This is a genomic window from Muricoccus roseus (assembly GCF_900141905.1).
Taxonomy (GTDB): domain Bacteria; phylum Pseudomonadota; class Alphaproteobacteria; order Acetobacterales; family Acetobacteraceae; genus Roseomonas; species Roseomonas rosea.
This window is the reverse complement of record NZ_FQZF01000003.1, coordinates 98,022-112,587: the sequence shown is the minus strand read 5'-3', so window position 1 is coordinate 112,587 and position 14,566 is coordinate 98,022. Positions and strand designations below refer to the sequence as shown.

General features: G+C 69.4%; 13 protein-coding genes. 9 read left to right on the top strand and 4 right to left on the bottom strand.

The genetic code is table 11. From position 1 onward, the window contains the following. The first annotated feature begins 21 nt into the window (after window positions 1-21). From BUB97_RS02950 to BUB97_RS02930, 5 genes are read left to right on the top strand one after another with little or no spacing between them, the layout of a single operon-like run. A complete protein-coding gene (locus BUB97_RS02950; protein WP_073131303.1) occupies window positions 22-1,860 on the top strand; it encodes an extracellular solute-binding protein in 1,839 nt (612 codons plus the stop codon). 3 nt (window positions 1,861-1,863) lie between these two features. Then, on the top strand, window positions 1,864-2,973 hold the full coding sequence (locus BUB97_RS02945; RefSeq protein ID WP_073131301.1) for a microcin C ABC transporter permease YejB: 1,110 nt from the start codon (window positions 1,864-1,866) through the stop codon (window positions 2,971-2,973). After that, window positions 2,970-4,007, top strand: coding sequence for an ABC transporter permease (locus tag BUB97_RS02940; RefSeq protein WP_073131299.1), 1,038 nt, complete (start codon window positions 2,970-2,972; stop codon window positions 4,005-4,007). Before BUB97_RS02945 ends, BUB97_RS02940 begins: the two co-directional genes overlap by 4 nt. Next, the gene (locus BUB97_RS02935) at window positions 4,004-5,611 is read left to right on the top strand and encodes an ABC transporter ATP-binding protein (protein WP_073131298.1); all 1,608 of its coding nucleotides are present in this window, start codon (window positions 4,004-4,006) and stop codon (window positions 5,609-5,611) included. The genes BUB97_RS02940 and BUB97_RS02935 overlap by 4 nt, the downstream gene beginning before the upstream one ends. Then, the gene (locus tag BUB97_RS02930; RefSeq protein WP_073131296.1) at window positions 5,608-6,024 is read left to right on the top strand and encodes a hypothetical protein; all 417 of its coding nucleotides are present in this window, start codon (window positions 5,608-5,610) and stop codon (window positions 6,022-6,024) included. Before BUB97_RS02935 ends, BUB97_RS02930 begins: the two co-directional genes overlap by 4 nt. 49 nt (window positions 6,025-6,073) lie before the next feature. Here BUB97_RS02930 and BUB97_RS02925 read toward each other — a convergent pair whose 3' ends face one another. From BUB97_RS02925 to BUB97_RS02915, 3 genes are all read right to left on the bottom strand, one after another. Next, window positions 6,074-6,478 (bottom strand): MarR family transcriptional regulator, encoded by a 405-nt coding sequence (locus BUB97_RS02925; protein WP_086061850.1) that lies wholly within the window; start codon window positions 6,476-6,478, stop codon window positions 6,074-6,076. Between the two features lie 128 nt (window positions 6,479-6,606). Continuing rightward, window positions 6,607-7,995, bottom strand: coding sequence for a leucyl aminopeptidase family protein (locus tag BUB97_RS02920; RefSeq protein ID WP_073131292.1), 1,389 nt, complete (start codon window positions 7,993-7,995; stop codon window positions 6,607-6,609). 34 nt (window positions 7,996-8,029) lie between these two features. Beyond that, window positions 8,030-8,758 carry an SGNH/GDSL hydrolase family protein gene (locus BUB97_RS02915; protein ID WP_086061849.1) on the bottom strand — a complete coding sequence of 243 codons (729 nt, stop codon included), beginning with the start codon at window positions 8,756-8,758 and terminating at the stop codon, window positions 8,030-8,032. Between the two features lie 95 nt (window positions 8,759-8,853). Between BUB97_RS02915 and BUB97_RS02910 the strand changes: the two genes are divergently transcribed. From BUB97_RS02910 to BUB97_RS02895, 4 genes are all read left to right on the top strand, one after another. Continuing rightward, window positions 8,854-9,954 (top strand): glycosyltransferase family 4 protein, encoded by a 1,101-nt coding sequence (locus tag BUB97_RS02910; protein ID WP_073131290.1) that lies wholly within the window; start codon window positions 8,854-8,856, stop codon window positions 9,952-9,954. After that, window positions 9,951-11,111: a glycosyltransferase gene (locus BUB97_RS02905; protein WP_073131288.1), complete on the top strand. Its 1,161-nt coding sequence runs from the start codon at window positions 9,951-9,953 to the stop codon at window positions 11,109-11,111. The genes BUB97_RS02910 and BUB97_RS02905 overlap by 4 nt, the downstream gene beginning before the upstream one ends. A gap of 74 nt (window positions 11,112-11,185) precedes the next feature. Further along, a complete protein-coding gene (gene gmd, locus BUB97_RS02900) occupies window positions 11,186-12,166 on the top strand; it encodes a GDP-mannose 4,6-dehydratase (RefSeq protein ID WP_073131286.1) in 981 nt (326 codons plus the stop codon). A 10-nt stretch (window positions 12,167-12,176) separates the two neighbouring features. Next, window positions 12,177-13,268, top strand: coding sequence for a GDP-mannose 4,6-dehydratase (locus BUB97_RS02895; protein WP_073131284.1), 1,092 nt, complete (start codon window positions 12,177-12,179; stop codon window positions 13,266-13,268). Here BUB97_RS02895 and BUB97_RS02890 read toward each other — a convergent pair. Beyond that, window positions 13,164-14,564: a glycosyltransferase family 4 protein gene (locus tag BUB97_RS02890; protein ID WP_245818164.1), complete on the bottom strand. Its 1,401-nt coding sequence runs from the start codon at window positions 14,562-14,564 to the stop codon at window positions 13,164-13,166. The genes BUB97_RS02895 and BUB97_RS02890 overlap by 105 nt on opposite strands. Window positions 14,565-14,566 lie beyond the last annotated feature (2 nt).

Here is a 14,566-nt window from a genome sequence, read left to right as displayed (position 1 = left end):
ATTAGCCCCCAATCTCAGGCCATGCGCCGCCGCACCCTCCTCGCCTCCAGCCTTGCCGCCGGGCTTCCCGCCCTGCCTGCGCTCGCCCAGGGAACCTCCCCGGGCCCGCGCCGGGTCCATGCGCTGTCCCTGCTGGGACAACCGGCGCTACCCGCCGACTTCACCCATTTCCCCTGGGTGAACCCGCATGCCCCGAAGGGCGGGGAGATCACCCTCTACGCCCTGGGCAGCTTCGACAGCTTCAACCCCTTCATCCTGCGGGGCACGGCTGCCGTCGGCAGCGGCATCCTCTACGACACGCTACTGAAGGAAAGCTCGGACGAGCCGAGCGCCGAGTATGGCCATCTTGCCGGGGTGGTGGAGATTCCGACCGACAAGCGCGGGGTGAGCTTCGAGCTGCGCGAGACGGCCCGCTGGCATGATGGGCGCCCCATAACGGCCGATGACGTGGTCTGGACCTTCGACACCCTTCGCCAGCACGGCCGTCCGTTTTACCGGGCCTATTGGGCGGATGTGTCCGAGGTGGTGGCCGAAAGCCCGCGGCGCGTGACCTTCCGCTTCTCCACCGACCAGAACCGCGAGCTGCCCCTGATCATCGGCCAACTTGCCGTGCTCCCGAAGCATTGGTGGGAGAGTCGTGACTTCGCCCGCCCGCTGCTGGAGGCCCCGCTGGGCTCCGGCCCCTACCGGATCGAGCGCTTCGAGGCCGGGCGCTCCATCGCCTATCGCCGTGTGCCGGACTACTGGGCGCGGGACCTGCCCACCATGAAGGGCACCAACAACTTTGACCTGATGCGCTACGAGTATTACCGGGACGCCACCGTTTCGCTCGAAGCCTTTAAGGCCGGGCAGATCGAGTTCCGCACCGAGAACGTCGCGCGGGATTGGGCAACGGCCTATGACTTCCCTGCTGTACGGCGTGGCTGGGTCAAGCGCGATGAGATCCGGCATGAGCTGCCGACCGGGCTGCAGGGCTTCATCATGAACGAGCGCCGCCCGCTGTTTCAGGACAGGCGGGTCCGCGAGGCACTTGGGCTCGTCTTCGACTTCGAGTGGATGAACGCCAACCTGTTCTACGGCTCCTACACGCGCACCAGCTCCTACTTCTCCAATTCCGATTTCGCCTCCCGCGGGCTGCCGGAGGGGCGCGAAAAGGAGATCCTGGAGCGCTACAAGGACCGGCTGCCGCCGGAGGTGTTCACCCGCGAGTTCAAGCTGCCCGTCACCGATGGCAGCGGCAACAACCGCGAGCACGCCCGCCGCGCCCTGGAGCTACTGCGGGAGGCCGGCTGGACGGTGAAGGAACGCCGCTTGGCGAACGCCCAGGGCCAGCGCTTCGAGTTCGAGATTCTGCTGAACGGCCCGACCTTCGAGCGAGTGGCGCTACCCTATATCCAGTCCCTGCAGCGCCTCGGGATCGAGGCCCGGGTCCGCACGGTGGACCCGCCCCAGTACCAGGTGCGGATGGACGGTTTCGACTACGACATGACGGTCGAGGTCTTCGGCCAGTCCTCATCTCCGGGCAACGAGCAGCGGGATTATTGGTCGAGCGCGAAGGCCAGCGAGAATGGCAGCCGCAACACCATCGGCATCAAGGACCCGGTGGTGGATGAGATCGTCGAGGTCATCGTGAACGCGCAGAGCATCGAGGAGCTGACCGCCGCCTGCCGGGCGCTCGACCGGGTGCTGCTCTGGGGCTTCCACGCCATCCCGCAATGGCACGGCCGCACATTCCGCCTGGCCTGGTGGGACAAATTCGGACGCCCCCCACGCAATCCCCGGCGTGGCCTCGGGCTGGACAGCTGGTGGGTGGATGCGGAGAAGGAACGCGCCCTCACCGCCGCCCGGAGCGCGGGTTAGGCCTTGGGCGCCTATGTCCTCCGCCGATTGCTGCTGCTGGTGCCGACCCTGTTCGGCATCATCCTCATCAACTTCGCCGTCACGCAATTCGCACCCGGTGGCCCGGTGGAGCAGATGCTCGCCGAGCTGCGTGGCCAGGGAAACACGACCCTCGGCCGGCTGACCGGTGAGGGTGGCGGCGAAACCCGCGCCCCGCGCCCCCAGGATCAGACGAGCGGGGAGGGGCCGCGTTCCAGCTACCGAGGGGCTCGCGGTCTCGATCCCGCCGTGGTCGCGGAGATCGAGAAGACCTTCGGCTTCGACAAGCCGGCCACCCAGCGCTTCTGGGAGATGATCGGCAGCTATCTACGCTTCGATTTCGGCCGCTCCCTGTTCCAGGACCGGCCCGTGGTGGACCTCATCCTGGAGAAGATGCCCGTCTCCATCTCGCTCGGCCTGTGGTCCACCCTCATCATCTATCTCGTCTCCATCCCGCTCGGGATCCGGAAGGCGGTGAAGGACGGGACGCGCTTCGATGCCTGGACCTCGGGCGTGGTGCTGCTGGGCTATGCGATCCCCGGCTTCCTCTTCGCCATCCTGCTGGTGGTCCTCTTCGCCGGTGGGTCCTTCGTGCAATGGTTCCCCCTGCGTGGCCTGACCACGGGCGGCAGCGAGAACTGGCCGTTCTGGCAGCGTGCGGCCGATTACGCCTGGCACATGGTGCTGCCCACCGTCGCCCTCGTCGTCGGCGGTTTCGCCGGGCTGACCATGCTGACGAAGAACGCCTTCATGGATGAGATCAACAAGCAATACGTCCTCACTGCCCGGGCCAAGGGGGCGGGGGAAGGGCGGGTGCTCTACGGCCACATCTTCCGCAATGCGATGCTGCTGATCATTGCCGGCTTCCCGGCCGCGTTCATCGGAATCCTCTTCACCGGTGCGCTTCTGGTCGAAATCGTGTTCAGCCTGGATGGGCTTGGCCTGCTCGGCTTCGAATCGGCCATCCGGCGGGATTACCCCGTGATGTTCGCCACCCTCTACATCTTCACCCTGCTGGGCCTCGTCATGCAGATCGTCGGAGACATCAGCTACACGCTGGTCGATCCCCGCATTGATTTCAGCGCCCGACGTTGAGCCTCTCGCCCCTTACCCGCCGCCGCCTCGCCAACTTCCGCGCCAACCGGCGAGGATGGTGGTCGCTCTGGATCTTCGCAACGCTTTTCGTCCTCACCCTCTTCGCCGAGCTGATCGCCAATGACCGGCCGATCGTCGCGCGGGTGGAGGGGCACTGGTTCTTCCCGGTCGCGGTCGAATACGCCGAGAGCGACATCCTGAGCGACGGCTTCCCGACCGCCGCGGACTGGCACGACCCGATGCTGGTGGAGGAGGTGGAGAAGCGCGGCTGGGCCATCTGGCCGCCGATCCGATACAGCCACCGCACCGTGGTGCGCGATCTCGGGCGCCCGGCGCCATCGCCGCCTTCCATGCGCAACCTGCTGGGCACGGACGACCAGGCGCGGGACGTGATGGCGCGGGTGATTCATGGCTTCCGCATCTCCGTGCTCTTCGGCTTCACCCTCACCATCCTCTCCTCCCTCATCGGCGTCGCGGCGGGGGCGGTGCAGGGCTATTACGGCGGCTGGGTGGACCTGATCTTCCAACGGGTCATCGAGATCTGGTCGGGCATGCCGCAGCTCCTGCTGCTGATCATCCTGGCCAGCGTGATCGAGCCGAGCTTCCTCTCCCTTCTCGGCTTCCTGCTGCTCTTCTCCTGGATGGCGCTGACCGGCGTGGTGCGGGCAGAGTTCCTGCGCGGCCGCAATCTCGACTACGTCCGCGCCGCACGGGCCCTCGGTGTCTCCGACACGCGGCTCATGATGCGCCACATCCTGCCTAATGCCATGGTGGCCACGCTGACCATGCTGCCCTTCATCCTGGCTGGCTCCGTCACCGTGCTGGCCAGCCTGGACTTCCTGGGCTTCGGCCTTCCGCCCGGCTCACCCTCCCTGGGCGAGCTGGTCTCCCAGGCCAAGAACAACCTCCAGGCGCCCTGGCTCGGCATCACCGCCTTCGTCGTGCTCGGCGGCATGCTGACCTTGCTCGCCTTCATTGGAGAAGCCGTGCGCGACGCTTTCGACCCCCGCAGGCAGCCAGGAGGGCACCGATGAGCGCGCCGCTCCTCGACGTACAGGACCTTTGCGTCGCCTTTCGTGGCCACCAGGTCGTTCGTGGTGTGTCCTTCTCCCTCAGGCCGGGCGAGACCCTCGCCCTGGTGGGTGAGAGCGGCAGCGGCAAGAGCGTTACCGCCCTGTCCTGCCTCGGCCTTCTCGGCCCGGGCGGCGCCAATCCAAGGGGCCGGATCACCCTGGACGGGGTGGATGTACTGAAGGCCGCGCCGGACGAGCTGCAACGCCTCCGTGGCGGCGTGGCCGGCATGGTGTTCCAGGAACCCATGACCTCCCTGAACCCGCTGCACACGATCGGGCGGCAGGTGGCAGAGGCGATTACCTTGCACCGCCCGATGCGCGGCACGGCGCTACGCCAGCGCGTCATGGAGCTGCTCCATAGAGCCGGCCTCGGCGCCGCGGCCGATCGGCTGGACGCCTATCCCCACCAGCTCTCGGGCGGCCAGCGGCAGCGGGTGATGATCGCGATCGCCCTCGCCAACGATCCCCGGCTCCTGATCGCCGACGAGCCAACCACGGCGCTGGATGTCACCATTCAGGCCCAGGTGCTGGAACTGCTGGCCCGGCTGAAGCGGGAGCTCGGCATGGCCCTGCTCCTCATCAGCCATGATCTTGCGATCGTCCGCCGCTACGCGGATCGGGTGGTGGTCATGAAGGATGGCACGGCCGTGGAACAGGGCCTTGTCTCCGAGGTCTTCTCCCGCCCCCGTCATCCCTACACCTGCATGCTGCTGGAAACCCAGCCACACGGCCGCGCCGTGCCCCTGCCGGCCCATGCGCCCGAGATCCTCCGGGCGGAAGGGGTGAAGGTTCACTTCCCGATCCGCCGAGGGCTGCTGCGTCGCGTCGTCGGCCATGTGAAAGCCGTCGACGGGGTGGATCTGACCCTCCGCAGGGGCGAGACCCTCGGAGTGGTGGGGGAGAGCGGCAGCGGGAAGACCACCCTCGGTCTCGCTCTCCTCCAACTGGAGCCCTGCCAGGGCGAGGTGGTGCTGGACGGGCAGCCGATCCACGGCCATTCCCGCAAGGCGCTCCGCCCGCTGCGCCGGCGCATGCAGGTCGTCTTCCAGGATCCCTATGGCAGCCTGTCCCCCCGCATGAGCGTGGGCGAGATCGTCGGGGAGGGCCTCGCCGTGCACGAGCCCGGTCTCTCCCGAGCCGAGCGGGACAAACGGGTCGCCGGTGCATTGCGCGAGGTCGGGCTGGATCCCGCCAGCGCCATCCGCTACCCGCATGAGTTCTCGGGCGGGCAGCGCCAGCGCATCGCCATTGCCCGCGCTCTGGTCCTTCAGCCGGAGCTGGTCGTGCTCGATGAGCCAACCAGCGCGCTCGACGTGTCGGTGCAGGCCCAGGTCGTGGATCTGCTGCGCGACCTGCAGGCCCGGCGCGGCCTCGCCTACATCTTTATCTCGCACGACCTTCGCGTCGTCCGCGCCCTCGCGCACCGTATCGTCGTGATGAAGGATGGGCGCCTGGTCGAGGCTGGCGAGACGGAGCAGGTGGTCGCCGCGCCCAGGGCGCCCTACACCCGCGCCCTGATGGAGGCCGCCTTTGAGCTGCGGGCCGAACCGGGGGTGGAAAGGTGAGCGAACTCGAGAAGCTGAAGGGGCTGCTGGACCGTGGGCAGGTCAAGCTCGGGATCAATATCCGGCAGATGAACGCACCCGGGTCTCCGGTCTACCAGACCTGGGAGAACGTGACCGTTCCGGCGATCCTGCTCGTCGGCAGCCTGCTCGCGACCATGTACATCCACACCTGGCTTGGATTCGCCATCCTGGCGCTCGGTGCGGCCTGGTGGATCCTGAAGGTGCTCCCGAAAATCCGGGATGGAGTTTTCGACCGCAGCGCCGCCTTTGCCCTGTCCAGCGAAGCGGCTTTCGACGCGCTGTGGGCGAAAGGGGTGCTCAGCCTCTATGCCAAGATGCCGGACGGAACCGAGCGTGCCGCAGCGAAGCGGCAGGACTGGCGCGCCTTCGTCCGGGCCTTGCCGGAATCATAGGCACCGTAGCGAAGCGGCGGCTCCGCCACGGTGCCCGTCGCAAGCCGGGTCAGCTCGCGCGCTTCGCAGCCACCTGGTTGTTCGCCGGCTGAACGGCGGCATTCTCGTCCTCGGCCGCGGCGGCGGCTTCGCCCATGATGCTGCGCATTTCGCGCAGCAGGGCGGCGCCCTTGACGGTGCGTTGCACGAGTACGGAGCGGCGGTCCTGGGGGTCGGTCTTGCGGCGGGCGAAGTCCAGTTCGCCGAGACGGTCCAGCGCGCGGGTGATGGCGGGCTTGGAAACGTTCAGCGAAGCCGCGAGGCCGCGCACGGTATGCGGTCCCTCGCCAAGATAGACCGTCAGGAACACGCCGAGCTGCCGCGCCGAGAGGTCAGGACCATCGCGGCGCACCAGCGCCACCACCGTGTCACGCAGAATTCCGACGAACTGGTCCGGAGTGCCTTGCACGGGCATCGGAGAGTATTCCTTCTCATGGGGCGGCCCCGCCATCTGCAGAGGTCGCCGTAACTGAATCAGCCGCTGGGCCGTTCCATTCGGGACGACCCGGGCCGGCATCGCGGATCACCCGCTCAAAGGCCGGCCTATGCGGGCAACAGGGACATCAATCCGGCATGCAGGGCTCTCAGGCCCATGGCTTCGCCGCCTTCCGGACGTCCCGGCCGCGCCGCATCGTTCCATGCGTAAACGTCGAGATGAGCCCAACGTATGCCGCGCGGAACGAAACGGCTCAGAAAGAGCGCAGCGACGATGGATCCTGCCATCGGCCGGCTGCCGACGTTGTTGAGGTCGGCCACCGAACTGTCGAGCCACGAAGCGTAACCTTCATGCAACGGCAGTCGCCAGAGCGGGTCGTGGCACGCATCGCCCGCCGCGGAAAGAGCAACGGCGAAGGCTTCGTCATTCGTGAACAAGGCGGGCAGATCGGGGCCGAGTGCCACGCGCGCCGCGCCGGTCAGCGTGGCAGCGTCCAGCAATAAAGACGGCTTCTGCTCCGCCGCGAAGGCCAGCAGGTCTGCCAGCACGAGACGGCCTTCTGCATCCGTGTTGCCGACCTCCACCGTGAGGCCGGCGCGGGTGCGCAACACGTCGAGCGGCCGCATGGCGGTGGAGGAGACCGCATTCTCCACCGCGCCGATCGCGACAAGCAGGCGGATGGGCGCGCCCAGTCGCATCAGAGCCTCGGCCAGGCCGAGCATGATGGCCGCGCCGCCCATGTCCTTCTTCATGCGCTTCATGCCGTCGGGCGTCTTCAGGTCGAGCCCGCCCGTATCGAAGCACACGCCCTTCCCGCACAGCGCGACCAGCGGCCCGTCCGCGGCGCCTTCCCAGCGGATCACCGCCACGCGCGGGGCGCGATAGCTGCCAGCGCCGACCGCGGCCACTGCGGGGAAGCCATGGGCCAGCGGCTCGCCCGCGAATTCCTCGAAATGCGCGCCGCATCGTTCCGCCAGGGCTCGCGTGGCGTCGGACAGCTCCGCCGGCCCGAGATCGGCCGCTGGCAGGTTGATCAGCTCGCGCGCGCGCAACATCGCCTCGGCCAGCACCTGCGCCCGCTGCACCGCCGGTGCATCGCCGGGTGGGATGAGGCGCGCTGGCCTCCGGCCCGGGGCCTTGTGCCGGGTGAACCGATAGGCGCCCAGCATCCAGCCGAGCAGGGCGGCCTCCGCATCGGCCGCTTCGTCGAGCTGCCAGGTCGTATTCTCCGGCAGGCCAAAGGGGAGGGCGCCATAGGTGAAGGGCGAGGACGCCGCCGAGCCGAGGCCCAGCACTGCTGCCGCGAGGCCGGTCCTCCCTGGGAGCAGGGCCAGCTTCCCCGCCTCGGCCGTGAAGCCGGCTTCGCCCAGAAAGCCCGCGGCGGCGGGGTCAAGCCGTGCCAGCAGGGCCGGCAATTCCTCCGGGGTCACGGCATGGATACGGCGCGCAGGGTCGCCGGAGGCAGCGAGCGCCCAGTGGAGATCGGGATCAGACATCGTTACAACCCAGGATTGTATATATCTTTTTCCGTCATCGCGGAAGGCGGAGGCCGGCTCGGATGGCTGCGGCCAGGGCCTCGGCGAGGCAGGCATAGCCGCGATCATTGTGGTGCAGCCCATCGGGCGCGATGACTGCGCCATCCGCCGTGCCGCTTTCAGCCCAGGCATCCATCATGCGGCGCCGGGAGAAGAGCTGCACCCCCCGCTCCTGGGCCACCTCGGCCAAGGTGGAATCGAACAGGTCGCGCAGCACGGCATGGGCCTTCGCCCAGGGGCCGCGCTGGCTGTCCATCAGCACCACATCCGTGCCTGTTTCCTGCATCCGCGCGACGCCCTGGCGCAGCAGTGCTCGGAAGCGGGTCAGGCTGTGCTCGCGGATGGCACCGTTGACGCCCAGCTGCCAGATGACGAGATCCGGCAGGGCGGCAACCACGTCTTCCTCCAGCCGCGCCCGCATTTCCAGCGCGTCCTCGCCGCCGCGCCCGCGGTTCATAACCCGCACCGCCAGCCCCTCGCGCCGTAGCGCCGCTTCGAGGCGGGCCGGATAGGTCCGTTCGGGTGAGGAGGCGTAGGCGCCCTGGGTGGAGGAGCTTCCAAAGGCCAGCAGCCGGGCCTCTCGGCCCTCCTGCAAAGCTTGCGCGAGGCGTGGCAGCACCAGCGCCTGGACCGGGGCCGGCGGGCAGGTCGGTGGTTCCTCCGCCCCCACTGGCGGCGTGGCGAGGAGGAAGACGAGGGCGGCGAGGATGCGGCGCGGAGCCATCCAACGGCTATGCCGCAGCCCTCCGGCCGCGCCAAGCGCCGCATTCCTGTCATCTCGGCTTTCCCCGGCGCGAAGCGGGTGATACGCGCGGCCCGATGCGGATCCTGCTGTGGTATTGGGGGCGGCGCGGCGGCGGGGCCCAGTTCACCCTCTGCCTCGCGCGCGGGCTGGCCGGGTGCCCGGGGGTGACGCTCGGCCTGTCCATGGCCGACCGGAACAGCCTTCTTCCCGAATTGCGCGCCATAGGCGTGCCTCTCGATGCCGTTCCGACCTTTGGTGGAATCGGCGGGGCGGCCCTTGGTCTCGCCCGTCTTCCCGCCCTGCGCCGCCGGCTGGTGGAGCAGGCGCGCCTCCTGCGGGCGGATGTGGTCATATCGGCCATGAACCATGTCTGGACCCCGCTGGTCGCCGGTGCCCTGCCCCGGGCCGGCATCCCCTTCGTCAGCACCGTCCACGACGCGCTGCCCCATCCGGGCGACCCCGCCTTCGCCTGGGCCTGGCGGCTACGGCGGGAGCTGAACGCTGCTTCGGGCGCCGTCACATTCTCCCATGCCGTGGCCGAGGCGGTCGCCGCCCGCCGGCCCGGCATGCCCATCCTGCGCCTGCCGCTCGGCGCCCATATTCCGGGCCAGCCCCTGACGCCCACGGCAGAGCCCACGACCGACTTCCTCTTCTTCGGCCGGCTGCGGGCCTATAAGGGGCTGGACATCCTCCGCGATGCTTTCGCCGCGCTCCGCGCCCAGCATCCCGGGGTCACTTTGCGGGTCGTGGGGGAGGGGGATGCGGAAGCCTGCGCGCCCGGCCTCTCCGCCCTGCCGGGCGTGACGCTGGAAGCACGCTGGGTCCCGGACCAGGAAATGCCGGCGCTCGTTGCCGCGGCGCGCGCCGTGGTCCTGCCCTATCGCGAAGCAAGCCAGTCCGGAGTGCTGCCGATCGCCCTCGCCCTGGGCGTGCCGGTGATCGCGACACCTATCGGTGGCCTCTCCGCCCAGCTTGAGCATGGGGTGAGCGGGCTGGTCGCGCGCGACGTCTCCGCTCCGGCCCTCGCCGAGAGCATGGAGATGATGCTGGATGCCGGCCGGCGCGCGGCGCTCTCCGCCGGGGCCCGCCGCGCCGGCGCAAGCCTGGCCGATTGGGATGCCCAGGCGGGAACGCTCGTGGATTGGCTGCGGGGCCTGAAGGTGGGCGACCAATGAGTGCCTTGCATCGAATCTGGTCGCTGCTGCCCCGGTCGGCACGCCGGGAAGCACTGTTCTCCTTCACCGCCGCGCTTGCCCCCCGAATCGCCCGGCCCGACCCCGCGCCGGCCCTGCCCGTGACCGTCGCCGGCTATTTCAAGGCCGCGACGGGTCTCGGCGCCGCCACCCGCCGGCTGGCCGCCGGGCTGCGCGAACAAGGGCTCGCGGTGGGGGAAGCGGACCTCACCGGGCCGCTGCGCCAGGGCCCGGCCGGTCCCCGCCCCGTCGTGCCGCCCGGGCCCGGGACGCTGCTCGTTCATGTGAACGGACCGATGCTCCCCTGGGCGCTCCTGTCCCTGGGCCGCGGGGCGGTGGCAGGGAAGCGGGTGATCGGGGTGTGGAACTGGGAGCTGCCCGTTCTGCCGGCGGACTGGAATCGCGGCTTTGCCGCCTGCCACGAAATCTGGGCCGGCACCGAGTTCGTCGCCGATGCCTGCCGCCGGCCGGGCGGGCCGCCTGTCCGGGTGGTGCCCTATCCCATGCCGCGCCCGGCCCCCTCGGCCCTGGGCCGCACCGATTTCGGCCTTCCGGATGGCGCCTTCGTCACCCTCGCCGTTTTCGATGCCACCTCCTCCCTCGCCCGCAAGAATCCGCTGGGGGCGATCGAGGCCCATGCCCGTGCCTTCAGCGACGATCCCGGCCACATCCTTCTCCTCAAGACCCATGGCACGGCCCAGGCGGGGCTGAGCTGGGCGGCCGTGGCCGAGGCCGCCGCGGCCCGGCCGAATGTCCGGGTGATGGACGCCTCCCTTTCCCGGGGCGATCTCTGGGCCTTGATGGCCGCGAGCGACGTGCTGCTCTCGCTGCACCGGTCCGAGGGATATGGCTTTGCCATCGCGGAGATGATGGAACTGGGGCGCCCCGTCGTGGCGACCGGCTGGTCCGGCAACATGGATTTCATGCAGGGGCCCGGCTGCCTTCCCGTCGGGTACCGGCTGGTGCCGGCCCGCGACCCCCAGGACACCTATGAAATGCCCGCCGCATGCTGGGCCGAGCCCGACCCCGAGGAGGCCGCCGCGGCCTTGCGCCGGGTCGCGGCCGAACCCGCCCTGCAGCGCCCGCCCCCCGTGCGGTTCCCGCCACCGGACTACCGTGCGGCCTTGGGGCTGGCCTGATGGGCAAGTGGCTAGCAACCTCTAGGCAAGGCCGCTAAAGGCAGCCAGCCTGAACACCAGCGAAACTGGAAACGATGCCGCGCGCGCTCATCACCGGTGTAACCGGACAGGACGGGGCCTACCTGTCGCAACTTCTGCTCGACAAGGGCTATGAGGTCTTCGGCCTGCTGCGCCGCTCTTCCTCGGGCGACGTGATCGACGAGCGCCTGCGGTGGCTGGGCATCGCCGGCAAGGTCCGCATGATGGACGGCAACCTGATCGACCTGTCCTCGCTCCTGCGCATCCTGCAGGAGGTGAAGCCGGATGAGGTCTACAACCTCGGCGCCCAGTCCTTCGTGAAGACCTCCTGGAACCAGCCCCTGCTGACCGGGCAGGTGACGGCGCTGGGCGCGGGGAACATGCTGGAGGCCGTCCGCCTCGCCGCCCCGGATGCCCGCTTCTACCAGGCCTCCTCCTCCGAGATGTACGGCCTGATCCAGGAGCCCATCCAGAGCGAGAAGACGCCCTTCTATCCCCGCTCGCCCTATGCGGTGGCCAAGCTCTACGCCCATTGGATGACGGTGAACTACCGCGAGTCCTTCGGCATGCATGCCAGCAGCGGCATTCTCTTCAACCATGAGAGCCCGCTGCGCGGCATCGAGTTCGTGACCCGCAAGGTCACGGATGGCGCGGCCCGCATCAAGCTCGGCCTTGCTTCGGCGCTGCCCATGGGCAACCTGGACGCCAAGCGCGACTGGGGGCATGCGCGGGATTACGTGAAGGCCATGTGGCTGATGCTGCAGCAGGAGACGCCCGACGACTACGTCGTGGCCACCGGTCGCACGGTGACGGTGCGCGACATGTGCCGCATCGCCTTCAGCCATGTCGGGCTGGATTACGAGGAGTTCGTGAAGGTCGATCCGGCCTTCATGCGCCCCGCCGAGGTGGATGTGTTGCTCGGCGATGCAACGAAGGCGCGGGAGAAGCTGGGCTGGACGGCCGAAACGAGCCTTGAGGACATGATCAAGGAAATGGTCGAGGCCGACCTCGCCCGTCATCGCGCGCGGCAGCGCTAGGGCAGGGGCCGTGCGGCCGGCACGCATCCTGCTGACCGGCGCTGGCGGCTTCGTCGGCCGCCACCTCCTGCCCGCGCTCCGCGCCGCTTTCCCGGAAGCCGTCCTCATCGGCGCCACACGGCGGGCCGATGAGGGGCGGGCCCCGGGCTCCGATGAGGCACTCGCCCTCGATCTTGATCAGCTCGGCACCCTGCCGGATGCGGTGGCGGCTGCCCGGCCGGACGCCGTGCTGCACCTCGCCGCCCGCGCCGATGTCGGCGCCTCGTTCCGGGACCCGCTGGCGGCTTGGCGCACCAACCTGATGGGAACGGTCGGGCTCGCCGAAGCCGTTCTGCGGGTGGCGCCCAGGGCGCCCTTCCTCATGGCCTCATCCGGAGAGGTCTATGGCCTCGCCTTCCGCGCCGGCACGCCGGTGGCGGAGGACACCACCCCCGCCCCCGCCAATCCCTATGCGGCGAGCAAGGCGGCCGCGGATCTCGCCCTGGGCGAGATGGCGCTCCGCGGGCTCCGGGCGATCCGCATGCGCCCCTTCACCCATACGGGGGCGGGGCAATCCGACGGATTCGTCGTCGCGGCCTTCGCGCATCAGGTCGCGCGGATCGAAGCCGGCCTGCAGCCCCCGCTGCTGCAGACGGGGGCGCTGGACCGTTGGCGGGACTTCCTGGATGTCCGCGATGTCTGCTCCGCCTATGTCACAGCCCTGGCGCGGGCGGATGATCTGGCGCCCGGCATGGCGCTGAACATCTGCTCCGGCACTCCGCGCCGGATCGGGGACATGCTGGATTCGCTGCTTCGCCTATCGGGCGTGGAGGCCCGGGTGGAGCAGGAGGCCGCGCGCCTGCGCCCGACCGATGTGGAGCGGGTGCTGGGCGATTGCAGCCGGGCCCGAGCCGTTCTTGGCTGGGCGCCCGCCATCCCCTGGGAAGAGACCTTGGCGACGGTGCTGGCCGATTGGCGCGAGCGGGTGGCCCAAGGGCGGGTAGCCCCCGGGCCCCTCTCAGCCCGGCAGCATGCCCAGATGCCCCGCCAGCACCTCGGCCGAGCGCCGCCAGGGCACCGGCTGGAACCCGTTCCGGATTGCCGCCTCCCGCTCGGCGATTAGGGAATCATCGGTGCAGGCACGGCGGATGACCTCGGTCGCATCCGTGAAATTCTCGGGGTCGATATACAGGCAGAAGCGCCCCCCGGCCTCGGGCAGCGAGGTGCGGTCGGAGGCGATGCAGAGCTTGCCGAAGGAAAGGCTCTCCGTCACCGGCAGCCCCCAGCCTTCATAGAGGGACGGGAAGAGGGTGAAACGGCAGTGCCGATACAGGGCAACCAGCTCCGCATCGGTCGGGTCCGGCACCACCACCAGCTTGCCGCCGAGATGGCCGGAATTCTCGATCTGCTGCATCAGGTCCTGGACGAGCCAGCCGATCCGCCCGGCGAAAACAAGGGTTGGCACCTCCTCCGGACCCATCTCGTCGAGCATGCGACGCCATGCCCGGAAGGCGAGGAGGTGGTTCTTGCGCGCCTCGATGGTGGACACGACCAGGGCGTAGCGGCCTGACTCCAGCCCGGCCGGCAGGGCCGGAGCCGCCTCGGCCCGGGGGCCGGAGAAGCCGGTGCCGATCGGCAGGGTGTGGATCGGTTGCTTCAACGCGACACCATCCCGCGCGGCCCAGGCCTCGATATCCCGCGCCGTGGCATCGGAAATGGCGAAGAGGTGGTCCGCCCGCGGGGCGAAGTCGCAGAACCAGCGGCTGAAGACCCGCACCAGCCCGGCGTCGCACCATTCCGGGCGGACCAGGGGGATCAGGTCATAGACGAGGAGCGCCGTTTGGATCGGTGTCCCGCCCATGGCCCGGACGATGAAGCCCGAATAGTCCATGTGGAACCAGGGCGACCCCAGCACGCCGAGAACGTCACCCGGCCGGGCAAGGCTGCGGAGATCCTCGCCCGGCGGGATCTTCCCCGAAGCGGCGTGGCAGGCGGGGCCGCGGAGGAGGGAGGGGGTGGCGCGCAGCATCCTGCCGCCGTGGCTGAGCGCGGCCCGCTGGGCGGCGAGGGCCGTCCGCTGGGCAGCGGCTGCTTGAAACAGGGGGTCCCGCATGGCCAGGGGCAGACGTTCGGCGAAGGAGCGCACCAGCCCCCGCCGGGCCCGCCCCTTTGCCGCGCCGGCTGACATGCGGTTGGGCGAGGCCGGTTCCAGCATTCCGGAAAAGAGGTGCTGCACGGCCTCCCACGGCACGGCGCGCAGCGAATCGCCGACCGGATCATGCCGGCAGAAGCGCACATCCTTGCCCAACAGGTCCTGCAGCCCGCCATAGAGCTCGAAGGACAGGCGCTGGATTCCGCTGGGGCGCGGATTTCGCAGGGCATAGTGGAAGAGGTCTTCCACATCGAGCCACAGGGTCATCG

Coding starts and splice junctions, on each gene's coding strand:
- BUB97_RS02950 (WP_073131303.1), top strand. CDS start 22: ATGCGCCGCCGCACCCTCCTCGCCTCCAGCCTTGCCGCCGGGCTTCCC.
- BUB97_RS02935 (WP_073131298.1), top strand. CDS start 4,004: ATGAGCGCGCCGCTCCTCGACGTACAGGACCTTTGCGTCGCCTTTCGT.
- BUB97_RS02925 (WP_086061850.1), bottom strand. CDS start 6,478: ATGCCCGTGCAAGGCACTCCGGACCAGTTCGTCGGAATTCTGCGTGAC.
- BUB97_RS02920 (WP_073131292.1), bottom strand. CDS start 7,995: ATGTCTGATCCCGATCTCCACTGGGCGCTCGCTGCCTCCGGCGACCCT.
- BUB97_RS02915 (WP_086061849.1), bottom strand. CDS start 8,758: ATGGCTCCGCGCCGCATCCTCGCCGCCCTCGTCTTCCTCCTCGCCACG.
- BUB97_RS02910 (WP_073131290.1), top strand. CDS start 8,854: ATGCGGATCCTGCTGTGGTATTGGGGGCGGCGCGGCGGCGGGGCCCAG.
- BUB97_RS02905 (WP_073131288.1), top strand. CDS start 9,951: ATGAGTGCCTTGCATCGAATCTGGTCGCTGCTGCCCCGGTCGGCACGC.
- gmd (WP_073131286.1), top strand. CDS start 11,186: ATGCCGCGCGCGCTCATCACCGGTGTAACCGGACAGGACGGGGCCTAC.
- BUB97_RS02890 (WP_245818164.1), bottom strand. CDS start 14,564: ATGACCCTGTGGCTCGATGTGGAAGACCTCTTCCACTATGCCCTGCGA.